This is a genomic window from Verminephrobacter aporrectodeae subsp. tuberculatae (assembly GCF_026127385.1).
Taxonomy (GTDB): Bacteria; Pseudomonadota; Gammaproteobacteria; order Burkholderiales; family Burkholderiaceae_C; genus Acidovorax; species Acidovorax aporrectodeae.
Genome location: NZ_QZCX01000002.1, coordinates 1,047,514 through 1,062,888, shown reverse-complemented (window position 1 = coordinate 1,062,888; position 15,375 = coordinate 1,047,514). Strand labels below are relative to the sequence as shown.

General features: G+C 64.2%; 13 protein-coding genes and 1 pseudogene. 13 read left to right on the top strand and 1 reads right to left on the bottom strand.

Annotated elements, in window-relative coordinates:
* Positions 1-15 precede the first annotated feature (15 nt).
* Positions 16-1,479, top strand: a complete 1,464-nt coding sequence (locus D5041_RS12820; RefSeq protein ID WP_265284883.1) for a ricin-type beta-trefoil lectin domain protein — start codon at positions 16-18, stop codon at positions 1,477-1,479.
* 77 nt (positions 1,480-1,556) lie between these two features.
* On the opposite strand, the pseudogene D5041_RS12815 reads toward D5041_RS12820, so the two are convergent.
* Positions 1,557-1,769 (bottom strand): annotated as a pseudogene (locus D5041_RS12815) (IS66 family transposase); the annotation flags it as partial.
* Between the two features lie 114 nt (positions 1,770-1,883).
* Between D5041_RS12815 and D5041_RS12810 the strand changes: the two are divergent.
* From D5041_RS12810 to D5041_RS12755, 12 genes are all read left to right on the top strand, one after another.
* The gene (locus tag D5041_RS12810; RefSeq protein ID WP_321162174.1) at positions 1,884-2,684 is read left to right on the top strand and encodes a 3-hydroxyacyl-CoA dehydrogenase; all 801 of its coding nucleotides are present in this window, start codon (positions 1,884-1,886) and stop codon (positions 2,682-2,684) included.
* Between the two features lie 40 nt (positions 2,685-2,724).
* Entirely contained in the window at positions 2,725-3,657 is a 933-nt protein-coding gene (kce, locus tag D5041_RS12805; RefSeq protein ID WP_265257136.1) for a 3,5-dioxohexanoate:acetyl-CoA acetone transferase, read from the top strand.
* Positions 3,658-3,702: 45 nt separating this feature from the next.
* Positions 3,703-5,184, top strand: a complete 1,482-nt coding sequence (locus tag D5041_RS12800; protein WP_265284882.1) for a protein adenylyltransferase SelO — start codon at positions 3,703-3,705, stop codon at positions 5,182-5,184.
* Positions 5,181-5,624 carry a peptide-methionine (R)-S-oxide reductase MsrB gene (msrB, locus tag D5041_RS12795; RefSeq protein WP_265257138.1) on the top strand — a complete coding sequence of 148 codons (444 nt, stop codon included), beginning with the start codon at positions 5,181-5,183 and terminating at the stop codon, positions 5,622-5,624. The genes D5041_RS12800 and msrB overlap by 4 nt, the downstream gene beginning before the upstream one ends.
* Before the next feature lie 4 nt (positions 5,625-5,628).
* Positions 5,629-6,168: a septation protein A gene (locus tag D5041_RS12790; protein WP_010109795.1), complete on the top strand. Its 540-nt coding sequence runs from the start codon at positions 5,629-5,631 to the stop codon at positions 6,166-6,168.
* Positions 6,169-6,179: 11 nt separating this feature from the next.
* Positions 6,180-6,440, top strand: coding sequence for a BolA family protein (locus D5041_RS12785; protein WP_010109794.1), 261 nt, complete (start codon positions 6,180-6,182; stop codon positions 6,438-6,440).
* Positions 6,441-6,505: 65 nt separating this feature from the next.
* A complete protein-coding gene (locus D5041_RS12780; RefSeq protein ID WP_010109793.1) occupies positions 6,506-7,291 on the top strand; it encodes a peptidylprolyl isomerase in 786 nt (261 codons plus the stop codon).
* A 277-nt stretch (positions 7,292-7,568) separates the two neighbouring features.
* Positions 7,569-9,434 (top strand): DNA helicase RecQ, encoded by a 1,866-nt coding sequence (gene recQ / locus D5041_RS12775; protein ID WP_265257139.1) that lies wholly within the window; start codon positions 7,569-7,571, stop codon positions 9,432-9,434.
* Positions 9,435-9,981: 547 nt separating this feature from the next.
* Positions 9,982-11,436 (top strand): FAD-binding oxidoreductase, encoded by a 1,455-nt coding sequence (locus D5041_RS12770; protein ID WP_265284881.1) that lies wholly within the window; start codon positions 9,982-9,984, stop codon positions 11,434-11,436.
* A complete protein-coding gene (locus D5041_RS12765) occupies positions 11,429-12,514 on the top strand; it encodes an ABC transporter substrate-binding protein (protein ID WP_265284880.1) in 1,086 nt (361 codons plus the stop codon). The genes D5041_RS12770 and D5041_RS12765 overlap by 8 nt, the downstream gene beginning before the upstream one ends.
* A complete protein-coding gene (locus D5041_RS12760; RefSeq protein WP_265281218.1) occupies positions 12,511-13,605 on the top strand; it encodes an ABC transporter ATP-binding protein in 1,095 nt (364 codons plus the stop codon). The genes D5041_RS12765 and D5041_RS12760 overlap by 4 nt, the downstream gene beginning before the upstream one ends.
* A gap of 3 nt (positions 13,606-13,608) precedes the next feature.
* Positions 13,609-15,372 carry an ABC transporter permease subunit gene (locus D5041_RS12755; RefSeq protein WP_265284879.1) on the top strand — a complete coding sequence of 588 codons (1,764 nt, stop codon included), beginning with the start codon at positions 13,609-13,611 and terminating at the stop codon, positions 15,370-15,372.
* Positions 15,373-15,375 lie beyond the last annotated feature (3 nt).

Below are 15,375 nucleotides of genomic sequence, written 5' to 3'. Positions count from 1 at the left end.
ATTAACGAGGTCATTATGAAACCACCATTCAATATCTTCGGTTCGCGGTTTGCTTCATTTATCATCTCTGGACTATTGTTGTCCCCTGCGGCGAATGCTCAAAACGTCCTTGAACTGCGACCAGCACGTACTAACTCTGCCGTAATGATTTACTCGAAGCAGCTCTCCAGTGCACAAGACGAGCGGCTATGCGTAGATTTGGGAAATAGCGAGTTTAACGGCAGGCTTGTATCGTGGTCTTGTGACTATAGTAAGCCTAACCAAAAATGGATACTGGAAGAATCAGGTCAGATTCGGTCACAAGTCTATCCTGAACGTTGCGTAGTATGGGGCACTGAAGGCGATGCTCTCAGAATAGGAGACTGTCAAGCCACTCCCGATGACAGACAAAAGTTCTTCTTTCTTGATAATGGTCGAGTTACATCTTCCGACAGATCAAGGTGCTTCAACATTAGCAGAAACAGTACTGATAGTGGCGCGGAGATTCTCAGCTATAAATGTCACTCATCGCTGGCTAAAAACGAGACATTCAGTGTTTTGAGTTCGCCTGATGCATACGTTACACTTAATACTCGGGTATTTGCAGCAACTGGGGAATCTCTCAAAAATGGTGATCCGGTGATGATGAAGAGTGGCCCGGCATTGGCTCCGCCTCTTGAAAAACTATGGTTTCTCAAAAAATTGCTCAATGGCAGCAACGCTTATTTTATCCATTCCGCCGTCAATGGAAAATGCTTGGACGCAAATAGTCGCAACGTTGTAATCACCTTTCCGTGCAAGCTTGATAGTGATTCCTATAATCAACGATGGGAAGTTACCAAACAAAGTAATGGATATTACAAAATATTCAATCCTTATAGAAATCGCTGCCTGGCGCGCGTCGCATGGGGAAATGTCACTGTTGCTGCTTGCGATAATCGCGAAGGGGGGCAAAATTGGGAAATTAATACCCCTGCTTTTCAAGCGCTTAACGTTTACCTTGTAAGTGAAAAATCCGGGATTAATTCGTGTATTTACCCAGGCTTTGGCAAAAATATGGACTGGGGCAAAAATATGGATCTGATAATGGTCGACTGCCCTGATCAGAAGTCTCAGCGATTAATCAGTGCTGTAGATATATTGCCTGACCGTACAATTTTCTTTCGCACTACTGGATTCTGCTTAAAAGCAGGGACCAATCTTGCCACTCAATTGAAATGTGTGCAGGATGGTTCTTCAAATAATCAAAAGTGGGAGATAAAAACACTTTCTACTGCTTACCCTGCTACTGCGGAGACGCCGTACAATGCTATCCCAATTTGGCGTAATGTGGGAATACTGAGTAGTGCGAGTGGTGGTAGTGGAGCTCTCCTTAGTTCTTCGTTTACCGGTGGGCGTCTTGTGATCGGGAATAATACAGGAAGCAGAACTGAAAATCTCTGGCGTGTACTCCCTGTCAGTGGTTTTGGTTTTTGTGAGCTCAAAAAATGGCAGCCTTAATACCATTTCGTTATACACAAGCCCGCTTTCAACCGATGCCGCTGGCGATGGTAAGTGCTTGATTTGTAGTGACTTATTCAGCCGCTACCGACGAACTCCATAGGAGCGCCATTGAACGCTGCCCGTAATGCCTCAAGCATGCCAACCCCATGCTTGCGAGCAGTGTCCAGATAGGAGCGGATCGTGCAGAAGCTTTGCGCCCCGGCAAAGGTGCGAAAGCAGCCCGAGATTTTTTGCTTGACCTTGGGCATGCGGATGGCCCGCTCGGCCAAGTTGTTCGTGAAAGGCACCGACAGGTGCATTGCCATCGTCGGCGCCGGGCTGATTGGCCGCGGCTGGAGCATCGTCTTTGCCCGCGCCGGGTGCGGCTCTTCGACTGCGTGCCGCAAGCCCTTGAGCGCTGCATGGCGCAGCTGCCGCAAGATCTGTCCGACCTGCACGCGCACGGCCTGTTGGACGAGACGCCCGCGCAGGTGCTGGCGCGCGTGATCCCTTGCGCCAGCCTGGAGGAGGCGCTGGCCGATGCCACGCTGGTGCAGGAAAACCTGGAGGCCAAGCGCACGATCTTCCGCGCCATGGACCGCAGCACCGCGCCGCAGACCGTGCTCGCCAGTTCCACCTCGTGGATCAAGGCCTCGGACATCACGCAAGGATTGGCGGGCCGCGCGCGCATGCTGGTGGCGCATCCCGTGAACCCGCCGCACCTGGTGCCGCTGGTGGAACTGGCGCCCGCGCCCTGGACGGATGCCGCCGTGGTGCAGCGCGCCCGCCGGATCTACACCCGGGCCGGCCAGACGCCGGTGCTGGTGCGCAAGGAAATCCGGGGCTTTTTGCTCAACCGCATCCAGGGCATGGTGCTCAACGAGGCGCTCAACCTTTACGAGCAGGGCCATGCCAGCGCCGCCGACCTGGACCTGGTGCTCAAGGACGGTCTGGGCCTGCGTTGGGCCTTCATGGGGCCTTTCGAGACCATCGACCTGAATGCCCCCGAGGGCCTGCTGGACTACGCGCGCCGCTACGCTCCGAGCTTGCGCGAACTGGCGCAGCAGAGCAGGCCCAACGACTGGGACGACGCCATGCTCCAGCGCCTGAACGCCGAGCGCCGCGAGGCGCTGCCGGCCGACGGGACGCCAGCACGCGCGCGCTGGCGCGACCGGCGTCTGATGGCGCTGCTGGCGCACCGACGCACGCAGAGCAATACTTGAGCACCCTCTCACCCCCCTTCCCCCCTGAGGAGCAGCACCCATGCCCGCATCCAGCAAAGTCATCATTACCTGCGCCGTCACCGGCTCCATCCATACGCCCAGCATGTCCCCCTACCTGCCGGTCAGCGGCGAGGAAATCGCGCAAGCGGCCATCGGCGCCGCGCAGGCCGGTGCCGCCATCGTGCACCTGCACGCGCGCAAGCCCGAAGACGGCTCCCCCTCGCAGGACCCGGCGCTGTTCGCGGCCTTTCTGCCCAAGATAAAGGCCGAGACCGACGTGGTGCTCAACATCACGACCGGCGGCGCGCCCACCATGCAGGTGGCCGAGCGCTTGCAGCCGGTGCTGCGCTACCAGCCCGAGCTCGCTTCGCTGAACATGGGCTCGATGAACTTCGGCCTCTACGGCATGCTGGAGCGCTTCAAGACGTTCCAGCACCCCTGGGAGCGGACCTATCTGGCGGAAAGCGACGACCGGGTGTTTCGCAACACCTTCAAGGACATCGCCTGCATCCTGCAAAGCTGTGCCAGCTTCGGCACGCGCTTCGAGATCGAGTGCTACGACATCGGCCACCTCTACACCGCCGCGCATTTCATCGGGCGCGGGCTGATCAAGCCGCCTTTTCTGATTCAGTCGGTGTTTGGTCTATTGGGCGGCATCGGTGCGCACCCCGAGGACGTGGCGCACATGAAGCGCACCGCCGACCGGCTGTTCGGCAGCGACTACGTCTGGTCGGTGCTGGGGGCAGGGAGGAACCAGATGCCCGTCGCCACGCAGTCGCTGGTCATGGGCGGCAATGTGCGCGTGGGATTGGAGGATTCGCTGTGGAGCGGCCCCGGCCGGCTCGCCCGCAGCAATGCCGAGCAGGTGCAGCGCGTGCGCGGCCTGATCGAGGGCCTGGGCCTGGAAGTGGCGACGCCCGACGAAGCGCGCGCCATGCTCGCGCTCAAGGGGCGCGAGCAAGTCGCGTTCTGACCCGTGGCGCCGCCGGGTCATCCGCAGTGCGAGACAATCGCTGCCATGAACCTGCGCGCCGAAAGCGACACCCCCGCCGACGTCGGCCTGGACTGGAGTCACGGCTTTGCCGCCCTGGGGCCGGATTTTTTCACCGAGCTGCGCCCTGCCCCGCTGCCCCGCCCGCATTGGGTGGGAACGAGCCCGGACGTGGCGCGCCTGATCGGCCTGGACGCATCCTGGCTGCAAAGTGACGCAGCGTTGCAGGCTTTTACCGGCAACACCCTGCTCGCGGGGTCGCGCCCGCTGGCGAGCGTGTACGGCGGACACCAGTTCGGCGTCTGGGCCGGCCAGTTGGGCGATGGCCGCGCCATCTTGCTCGGCGAAACTGCGGGCGGCATGGAGATTCAGCTCAAGGGCGCGGGCCGCACGCCCTATTCGCGCATGGGCGACGGGCGCGCCGTGCTGCGCTCGAGCATCCGCGAGTTCCTGTGCAGCGAGGCCATGCACGGCCTGGGCATCCCCACCACGCGCGCGCTGTGCCTCAGCGGATCGCCCGCCCCCGTGCACCGCGAGGAACCAGAAACGGCCGCCGTGCTGACCCGCGTGGCGCCCAGTTTCCTGCGCTTCGGCCATTTCGAGCACTTTGCCGCGAACGGCCTGCACGCGCAGCTGCAGGCCCTGGCGGACTACACCGTGGACCGCTACTACCCCGAATGCCGCGCGGCCGCCGAACGGGACCTCCCCCCCTGCGCCGCGCTGCTCCAGGCGGTGAGCGAGCGCACCGCCCGGCTCATGGCCCAATGGCAGGCCGTGGGCTTTTGCCACGGGGTGATGAACACGGACAACATGAGCATCCTGGGCCTGAGCATCGACTATGGCCCGTTCCAGTTTCTGGACGCCTTCGTTCCCGGGCACATCTGCAACCACAGCGACGCGCAAGGCCGTTATGCCTACGACCGCCAGCCCGACGTGGCGTACTGGAACCTGCTGTGCCTGGCGCAGGCCCTGCTGCCGCTGATCGGTGATCCGGACCTTGCCATGCAGGCCCTGGCGTCGTACCAGGCCACGTTCTCGGATGAGTTCATGGCGCGCATGCGCGCCAAGCTGGGCCTGCTGGAGCCCCGGGCAGAGGATGCGCAGTTGATCGACGCAATCCTCCTGCTCCTGGCGCGCAACGCGGTGGACTACCCCATCTTCTGGCGCCGCCTGTCGCATGCGGTGCAGCGGGGCGATTTCCAGCCGGTGCGCGACCTGTTCGCCGATGGCGCCAGCCTGGACCCGTGGTTGCGCTCCTACGCGCAGCGCATGGCATGCGCTGATCCCGCGCCGGCGGCCGATTGGATGCTCGCAAGCAACCCCAAGTACGTGCTGCGCAAGCACCTGGGCGAGCAGGCAATTCGCACAGCGAAACAGGGCGACTTCAGCGAACTCCAAACCCTTCAGCGGCTGCTCGGGCGTCCCTTCGACGAACACCCGGGGGACGACGCCTACGCAGCCTTCCCGCCCGACTGGGCGTCTGCCATCGAAATCAGCTGCTCCTCATGACCCGACCCGTCCAAAAAACCAATGCCCAATGGCAGGCCATCCTGCAAGCCAAGGGCGCAGAGCCAGACGCGCTCGCAGTGACCCGCCACGCGGCCACCGAACGCCCCTTCAGCGGCAAATACCAGGCCCACTGGGCCGATGGCAGCTACCACTGCATCTGCTGCGGCGCCAAATTGTTCGACTCGGTCAGCAAGTTCGACGCCGGTTGCGGCTGGCCCAGCTTTCGCGAAGCCGCCCCGGACGCCATCGAGGACATCGTGGACCGCAGCCACGGCATGCTCCGCACCGAGACCGTGTGTGCACAATGCGGGGCGCACCTGGGCCATGTGTTCGAAGATGGCCCGGCCCCCCGCGGCCTGCGCTACTGCATGAATTCGGCCTCTCTGGAATTCCAATCCGGCAAAAACCCAAGCGACCCCGGCGCCGATCCCCCTTCCTGACCCCATGAAAATTCTGCTCGACTTCTTCCCCATCGCACTGTTCTTCGGGGCCTACAAGCTCTACGGCATTTATGCCGGCACCGCCGTGCTGATGGCGGCCACCGTGCTGCAGATGGCGCTCGTCTACGCGATCGACCGGCGCCTGCAGACCATGCACAAGGTCACCCTGGCGCTCATTCTCTTGTTCGGCACGCTCACGCTGGCGCTGCAGGACGAGCGCTTCATCAAATGGAAGCCCACGGTGCTCTACGGCGCCCTGGCGCTGGCACTCGCCGTGGGGCTGTGGGGGCTGCGCAGGAACTTCCTCGAAATGCTCCTGGGCAACCAGCTGCGCCTGGCCCCCGGCGTGTGGCTGCGCCTGAACATTGCCTGGATCGTGTACTGCGCCCTGATGTCGGCGCTCAACGCCTACGTGGTGCTCAACTTCAGCACCGACGCCTGGGTAGACTTCAAGCTCTGGGGCTACGCCTTCCCGCTGGTCTTCCTGATCGGCCAGGGCGTCTACATCGCACCCCATCTCAAGGACGACGAACCAGCAGCCTGACGGAGCCGCCCATGCCCCCCATCGCACAACAAATGCACCAGCGCCTGACCGACCGCCTCCACCCCACCCGGCTGCAGGTGCTCGACGAAAGCGCCGCCCACGCGGGCCATGCCGGAGCGAACGACACGGGCTCGGGCAGTCATTTCCGGGTGCGCATTGCATCACCCTTCTTTACAGGACAAACCCGGGTAGCGCGGCATCGCCTTGTGTATGATGCGCTGCAAGATTTCATTGCCCAGGGCGTTCACGCACTGGCCATTGAAATTCTCTGACCCCGCTCCCTGTCCCGATGCCGGATTTCATCTGGCATAACCCTCCCTCGTTTTTTGGATCTCGCATGAAGAAACAGCTCTTGCCCAAGCTTGTCGCCGCTGCCATGTTGGGCGCATTGGCCCTGCCCGCTTCCGCCCAGAACCTCGCCACCGTGAATGGCAAGGCCGTTCCGAAGGAGCGCGCCGAGGTGTTCAAGCAGCTACTGGAGCGTTCGGGCCGCACCGTGACGCCGGACCTTGAAAAGCAGATCAAGGCAGAAGTCATTGCCCGCGAAGTCTTCATGCAGGAAGCGCAAAAGCGCGGCCTGGACGGTTCGGAAGACTACAAGACCCAAATGGAACAGGCGCGCCAGACGATTCTGATCAACGAACTGTTTTCCGACTTCCAGAAGGCGAACCCCGTGACCGACGCCGAAATCCAGGCGGAATACGACAAGTTCGTCGCAACCAACAGCGGCAAGGAATACAAGGCCAGCCACATCCTGGTGGAAAAGGAAGCCGAGGCCAAGGCCATCATCGCATCCATCAAGAAGGGCGCGAAATTCGAAGACATCGCCAAGAAGCAGTCCAAGGACCCGGGCTCCGGCGCCAAGGGCGGGGATCTGGATTGGGCCAGCCCCGCCAGCTACGTCAGCGAATTCACCGAAGCGCTCGTCAAGCTCAATCAGGGCAAGATGACCGAGGCCCCCGTGAAGAGCCAGTTCGGCTGGCACGTGATCCGCCTGGACGGCATCCGCGAGGCCAAGCTGCCCACGCTGGAAGAAGTCAAGCCCCAGGTGGCCCAGGAACTGCAAAAGCAAAAGCTGACCAGCTTCCAGACCGAGCTGCGCAACAAGGCCAAGGTGGAGTAAGCCCACGGCGGCCCCCCGGCTCTCCTGGTTTTTCTGAGAACGCGGCTTGGGGCCGCGTTTTTCATGGGCCACATATAAGGATTGGTCCGGACCCGGCCAGCAACAACAGGTCCGCCCGCTTGCACATCTGGTTCGGCAAGGCTTGCCGGTGCGGCGCACAATATGCGCCTTTGGAAACTGTCACCCGTCCTTGCCACACTTGCAGGAACGGTAGCAAACCCGCATGCAGCGCTTGCTTCATAAGCACCGTCTGCTATCAAAAAGAGAGTTATAGAAGTTGTCTCCCGCGCATTCCGTCTTGCACGATGTTTTTGGCTACGAGCAGTTCCGGGGGCCCCAGCAGGCGATTGTCGAGCACGTGATCGGCGGCGGCGATGCGCTGGTGCTGATGCCCACGGGGGGCGGCAAGTCGCTGTGCTACCAGGTGCCGGCGATCGTGCGCCAGCAGCAGGGGCGCGGGGTGGGCATCGTCGTCTCGCCGCTGATCGCGCTGATGCACGACCAGGTCGGCGCGCTGCACGAGGCCGGCGTGGACGCGGCCTTTCTGAACTCGACGCTGAGCTTTGGCGAAGCGCAGGACGTGGAGCGGCAGTTGCAGACCGGCGCCATCACGCTGCTGTACGCCGCACCCGAGCGGCTGAACACGCCGCGCTTTCTGGGCCTGCTCGACGGCCTGTACCAGCGCAGTCAGCTGAGCCTGTTTGCCATCGACGAAGCGCATTGCGTGAGCCAGTGGGGCCATGACTTTCGCCCCGAGTACCGCGCGCTCACGGTGCTGCACCGGCGTTATCCGGGCGTGCCGCGGATTGCGCTCACGGCCACGGCCGATGCACTGACGCGGGCCGACATCATCGAGCGGCTGCAATTGGAAGCCGCGCGCCTGTTCATCAGCAGCTTTGACCGGCCGAATATCCACTACACCATCGTCGAGAAGAAGGACGCCACCGCGCAGTTGCAGCGCTTCATCGCGCGCGAACATGCGGGCGAGGCCGGCGTGGTGTACTGCCAGTCGCGCAAGCGGGTAGAAGAGCTCGCCGCCACGCTCAGCGCTGCGGGCCACACGGCCCTGCCCTACCACGCGGGGCTGGACAGCAAACTGCGCCAGAACCACCAGGATCGCTTCCTGCGCGAGGAGGGCGTCGTCATCGTGGCCACCATCGCCTTCGGCATGGGCATAGACAAGCCCGACGTGCGCTATGTGGCGCATGTGGACATGCCCAAGAACATCGAGGGCTACTACCAGGAAACCGGCCGTGCGGGCCGCGACGGCCTGCGCGCCGAGGCCTGGATGGCGTATGGCCTGAGCGACGTGGTGAACCAGCGCCGCATGATCGACGAAAGCCCGGCCGGCGCAGAGTTCAAGCAGGCGCTGCGCGGCAAGCTCGACGCGCTGCTCGCGCTGGCCGAGGCCACCGACTGCCGCCGCGTGCGACTGCTGGCCTACTTCGGGGAATCATCGACGCCCTGCGGCAACTGCGACAACTGCCTGCACCCGCCAGCGGTGTGGGACGCGACCGAGGCGGCGCGCAAGCTGCTGTCGACCATCTACCGTGTGCAGCAGGCCAGCGGCATCCACTTTGGCGCCAGCCACATCATGGACATCCTGCGCGGCAAGCAGACCGAGAAGATGACGCAGTTCAAGCACGAGACCCTCTCGACCTTCGGCATTGGCGCCGACCTGAGCGAGTTGCAACTGCGCAGCGTGCTGCGCCAGCTGATCGCCGCCGGCTCGCTGGGCCTGCACAGGGTGACGCTGGACAACGGCCACAGCTTTGACACCCTGTGCCTGACCGAAGGATCCCGCGCCGTGCTCCGGGGCGAAGTGCCGGTGCATTTGCGCGCCTCGGTCTCGGGCGCTGCCCCCGCGCGCACGCGCAAGCCGGGCCGGGGCAGCGCCCCGCCCGCGGCCGCCGCCAACCTGGGGTCGGACGCCCAGGTGCGCTTCATCAACCTCAAGGCCTGGCGCGCCGAGGTCGCGCGTGAACACAATCTGCCGGCCTACGTGATCTTCCACGACGCCACGCTGGCCGCAATTGCCGAGCGCAACCCCGGCACGCTGGAAGACTTGCAGGGAATCAACGGCATGGGGGCAAAGAAGCTGCAAGCCTACGGGGACGACGTGCTCAAGGTCTGCCGCCGCTAGCCCGGCATTCAGGCGAGCACGCAATGGTGCGACCGGGACTGGGGTCCAGCGCGTGATCTCTTGCATGAGAAACATGGCTTAACTTGTTGATTCATATGAAATTTATTGCCCTTGCGAGCAATTCATCTTGTTAATCTACAACATGAACTTCCGCCCGCAAGTCGGAAAATTCCTGGCCCATGCAGTCGCTTCATGTCACCAGATGGCCACGACCTGCTGGGGCTGGACGCATGAATGTGTGATGTCTTATCTTAGAAAACATGGTTAACTAATTGATTTATATGGAATTTAGTGCCATTGCAAGCAGTTCATCTTGTTAAGTGACAACATGAACTACCGCCCACAAGTCAGCAAATTCCTTGCCCACGCAGTCGCTTCATGCCGCTAGACGCGAGGCAGAACACGCATGCCCGGCCCCGGCAAACCCTTGCAGGCAGCGGCGCAATATCAATTGCACTTCGATCAATGAAGATTGTATTTAGAACCATTGCAATTTCATGACGATCGACACACAATCCGCCCATCGTTCACGAAAGCGGATGGTTCCATGTCCTTGGTCGCGCAACTCCAGGCCGCGCTTGGCGCAGACGCTGTTCTCATTGCGCAAGCCGACGTCGCCGGCCATGTGCAGGACTGGCGCGGCCGCTACCGTGGGCCGGCGGCCTGCGTGGTGCTGCCGTCCTCGACCCGGCAGGTCGCCGCAGCCGTGCGCATCGCCGGGCAGCTGCGGGTTCCGGTGCTGGCGCAAGGCGGCAACACCAGCCTGTGCGGCGGCGCCGTGCCATGGCCGGACGGCGCAGCGCCCATGCTGCTCAACCTGGCACGCATGCGCAGCGTGCGCTCCATCGACGCTGCGAACAACTCGATGGAGGTGGACGCGGGCTGCGTACTGGCCAGCGTTCAGCAGGCGGCCCGCGAGCGGCAGCGCCTGTACCCTGTGAGCCTGGGGGCCGAAGGCTCCTGCCAGATCGGCGGCACCATCGCCACCAACGCGGGCGGCACGGGCGTTCTGCGCTACGGCACTACGCGCGAAAACGTTCTGGGGCTGGAAGTGGTCTTGCCCGACGGACAAATCTGGAATGGCCTGTACCGGCTGCGCAAGAACAATACCGGGCTGGACCTCAAGCACCTGTTCATAGGCTCCGAGGGCACGCTGGGTGTCATCACCGCAGCCAGCCTGAAGCTGCATCCGTTGCCGACTGCGCAGGCCGTGGCATGGCTGGCCGTGGCCAGTCCCCGCGCCGCGCTGCAAATGCTCGATCTTTGCCAAACGCGCTACGGCGCCAGCCTGGCGGCGTTCGAAATGATGAACGGGCTGCAACTGCGCAACGTGCTCGAGCACGTGCCCGGCCGGCGCCCACCGCTGCCCGCCGCGTACGACTGGCATCTGCTGGTCGAGCTGGCGGACACGCGCGCAGAACCGGCGTTGACCGCAGCGCTGGAGGAAGTGCTGCTCCAGGGCCTGGCGCAGGACCTGGTGCTGGACGCGAGCCTGGCAACGAGCGGCGCGCAGCGTGCGGCGCTCTGGGCCATGCGCCACAGCGTCTCGGAGGCGAACAAGAAGGCCGGCATTGGCTGGACCACCGACTGCGCGGTCCCGGTGTCTGCGGTGCCCGAATTCATTGCGCGCGCGACCCGGGCCGTGCACCGGACCCTTCCCGGACTGCCCATCGCCATCGTCGCGCACCTGGGCGACGGCAATGTCCACTTCATCCCGCTGCTCAGCTTCGGGCAATGGAATGCCCTGGCGCACGGGCAGGCCACGGCCCATGCCGTCCAGCATGCGATCCACGAAGTGGCGCATGCGCTGGGCGGCAGCTTCAGCGCCGAGCACGGCATTGGCCAGTTGCTCACGCAAGAGATGGCGCTGTTCAAGCCCGCGGTCGAAATCGACATGATGCGCGGCATCAAGGGTCTGCTCGACCCGCACCAGCTTTTCAACCCGGGGCGGCTGCTGCCGGCCACCCCGCACCGACCCAAGGGAGTTTCTTCAGATGAATGACCATGCCTGCACCCGTCCTTCACGCCGGAGCGCACTCCGGCAAGCGGCAACCGGCGTGGCGGCGCTCGCCGCTCCGGCCCTGCTGCACTACGCGCGTGCCCAGTCCAAGCGCATCGTCATCCGCGACGATGGCGGCGTCTACAACAAGGCGTACAACGCCGTGTTCTACAAGCCGTTCACCGAGAAGACCGGCATCGAGTGCATGGGCGCGCAGGCGAACGCCGAGCCGATCGCCCAGATCCGCAGCATGGTGGACACGAGGAACTACACCTGGGACATGGCCAAGATCAGCCAGCCCGCGATCTTGCTGCTCACGCAGGGCGACAAGCGGTATCTGGACAAGCACCAGCTGGAAAGCGACCCTGCGGTCCAGACCATTCCCGCGCACTTCATGTCGCCCTACGGCGTGGGAACGAACGTCTACAGCACCGTGCTGGCTTACCGCACCGACGCCTTCAAGGGCCGCAATGCGCCCAAGACCTGGGCGGACTTCTGGAACCTGAAGGACTTTCCCGGCCGCAGGGCCCTGCGCAAGCACCCGTTCGACACGCTGGAAGAATCCCTGATGGCCGCAGGCGTGCCGACCGCGCAGCTGTACCCGCTGGACATCGACCGGTCGCTGGCCCACCTGGACAAGATCAAGTCCGACATCGGTGTCTGGTGGAATTCCGGCGCGCAGGTCGAGCAGATGCTCAAGTCCGGCGAGGTGGACCTGGTCGCCACCTGGGTCTCGCGCCCGCAGGCCGCGATCGCCGCCGGCGCACCGGTGGCCATCGTCTGGAACCAGAACCTGTGGGGACTGGACAGCTGGGCCATCCTCGCGGGAACGCCGAACGCCCAAACCTGCCGCGAGTTCATCCGGTTCGCCTCCGACGCGAGGCGCATGGCCGCGCTGACGGAGCATTTCCCGGCGGGCGTGACGCAGCCCGAGGCTTTCAAGCACATCCCGGCCGACGTCGCCAGGAACTGCCCCAGCCATGCCGAGAACATCGGCAACGGGGTGCAGATCAGCGCCAAATACTGGCTCGATCACCAGGCCACCGCGGCCGAGCGCTTCAACGCCTGGATACTGAGGTGACGGACAAGCTCACGATCACCGGGCTGAGCAAGCGCTACGGCGCGTTCCTGGCGCTTGCGCCCACCGACCTGGCCGTCGCGCAGGGCGAGTTCCTGAGCCTGCTCGGCCCCTCGGGGTCGGGCAAGACCACCTTGCTCAGCCTGATCGCCGGGCTGAGCGCGGCGGACGGTGGACAGCTGCGCATCAACGGCGTCGACGTCACCCACAGCGCGCCCTACGAGCGCGACATCGGCATGGTGTTCCAGAACTACGCGCTGTTTCCGCACATGACGGTCGAGGAGAACATCTGCTTTCCCCTGAAGATGCGCCAGCAGCCCGCGGCCAGCGCGCGCCGGCAGGCGGCGCAAGCCCTGGAGATGGTGCGCCTGCCGCAGCTGGCGCAGCGCTATCCCCGGGAGCTGTCGGGCGGCCAGCAGCAGCGCGTCGCGCTCGCGCGCTGCCTGGTGTACCGCCCGTCGATCATCCTCATGGACGAGCCGCTGGGCGCGCTCGACAAGAAGCTGCGCGACCAGATGCAGTGGGAGATCAAGCGCATCCACCGCGAGCTCGGAACGACCATCGTCTACGTCACGCATGACCAGGAAGAGGCGATGACGATGTCCGACCGGATCTGCCTGATGAACAGCGGCAAGATCGAGCAGCTGGGCAGTCCGTCCGACCTGTACTTTCGGCCCCGCACGCTGTTCGTCGCCGACTTTCTGGGCGAGTCCAACCTGTTTGCGGGCCAGGTCGAGCAAGTGCAGGGCAGCGTGGTCCGGGTGGAGTTGGCGCATGGCGGCCTGCGCGTGGGGGCCGGGTGCAGCAGCGCGCTGCGCGTTGGCAGCAGGGTGCGCGTGATGGTGCGGCCGCAGAACCTGTGCCTGCAAGAGGACCCGGTCGGGCCGACGGTTTCCGCGACTGGCGCGAGCCTGCGCGGCCAGGTGCTCGACAGCATGATCACCGGCAGCCTGACCAAGGTCTACGTGCAAACAGCGGCCGACGCGCCGGTCGTGGTGTCCTATCCCACGGCCTGGCCTGCGCAGCGCCATGCGCCCGGTCAAGCGGTGAGCCTGCACTGGAGCGCCGCCGACGCCGTCGCGGTGCCCGAGTAAGCCATGCGCAGGAAGCGCCCCTGGACCCATCCGCTGCTGCCCGCAGCGCCTCTGGCATTGCTGCTTTTGCTGCTGCTGGTCTACCCGGTCGGCCAGTTGCTGCTGCTCAGCGTTGACAGCGGCGGCGCGTTCACGTGGATGCATTACCGGCAGCTGTTTGCCTCTTCGGTGTACGCCAACGTGATGCTGATCACGCTGAAGATCGCGTTCTGCACCACGGTGCTGAGCGTCGTCGCGGGCTACCCGGTGGCCTACCTGATCGCCGCGCTGCCCCGACGGCGCAAGACCGGCTGGCTGTTCTGGGTGCTGCTGTCTTTCTGGACCAGCTTTCTGGTGCGGGCCTTCGCCTGGATCGTGATGCTCGGCCGCAACGGCGTCGTGAACCAGTTGCTCACGGCCAGCGGTCTGCAAGACGCTCCCGCGAACCTGCTGTACAGCCTCGGTGCGGTGCTGGTGGGCATGGTGCACGCGCTCATGCCGCTGGCGGTGCTGACGCTGCTGTCGGTGATGGAGAACATCGACCGCAGCCTGCCCCGTGCCGCGCTGACGCTCGGCGCCAGGCCCGGCACGGCGTTCTGGCGCGTGTACTTCCCGCTGTCCATGCCCGGCGTCGCGGCGGGCGCGATCATGGTGTTCGTCACCGCCATCGGCTTCTTCATCGTGCCCGCGCTGCTCGGCGGACGCAGGGAGACCATGATCACCCAGCTGATCATCGAGCAGATCCAGCAGACCATGAACTGGGGCTTTGCCGGCGCGATCTCGGTGCTGATGCTCATCGTCGTGCTCGCGGTTTTCGCGCTGTACGACAGGCTGCTGGGGCTCTCGAGCATGGCCGGCGGCAGCGCGGACCCGGGCCGCAACAACACCGGCAGCGCCGGCCTGCTGCACCGCGCAGGCGACGCGGCCCTGGCCACGCTGGGCCGCGCGAGCGACCGGCTGATCGCGCTCTTCCCCCGGTTTTCCAGGCAGGGGCATGACCCTGAACCGGGCCGCTCGCCAATCCTGCGCGCCCTGGTGCTGCTGGTGCTGCTGTTTCTGAGCGTTCCCGCGCTGCTCATGCTCCCGCTGTCCCTGGCCGGCACGTCGGGGTTGAACTGGCCGCCCAGCGGCTTCTCGTTGCAGCACTACCAGGAACTGCTGGCCTCGCCGCTGTGGCTGCGCGCCGGCCTGCGCTCGCTGATCGTCGGCCTGGGAACGGCCAGCCTGGCGCTGCTCGTCGGCACGCCCGCGGCCCTCGTGCTGGTGCGCGCCCGCATGCGCGGCAAGTCGCTGCTGCTGGCCTTCGTGCTGTCTCCGATCATCGTTCCGCGCATGGTCATCGCAGTCGGGCTGTTTTATTTCTTTGCCCGGGTCGGCCTGGTCGGCAGCGCCTGGGCCCTGGTGCTGGGCCACACGGTGATTGCGCTCCCGTACGTGGTGCTGACCATGATGGCCGTCCTGCGCAACTACGACACGCGACTCGACCTGGCCGCGCACAGCCTGGGCGCGCGGCCCTGGCAGACGCTGCGCTACGTGAGCTTGCCGATCCTGGCCACGGGGCTGATGTCCTCCTTTCTGTTCGCGTTCGCCACCTCGTTCGACGAGCTGACGATCTCGCTGTTCGCCTCCGGCGGCATGAACGCCACGCTGCCCAAGCAGTTCTGGGACCAGGTCACGCTGCAAATCTCGCCGGTGATCGCTGCGGTCTCGACCTGCCTGTTCGCCTTCATCGCAGCGCTGATCTGGATCGCCGATCGGCTGCGCCGCAACAGCCTGCCCGCGGCGTAGCGC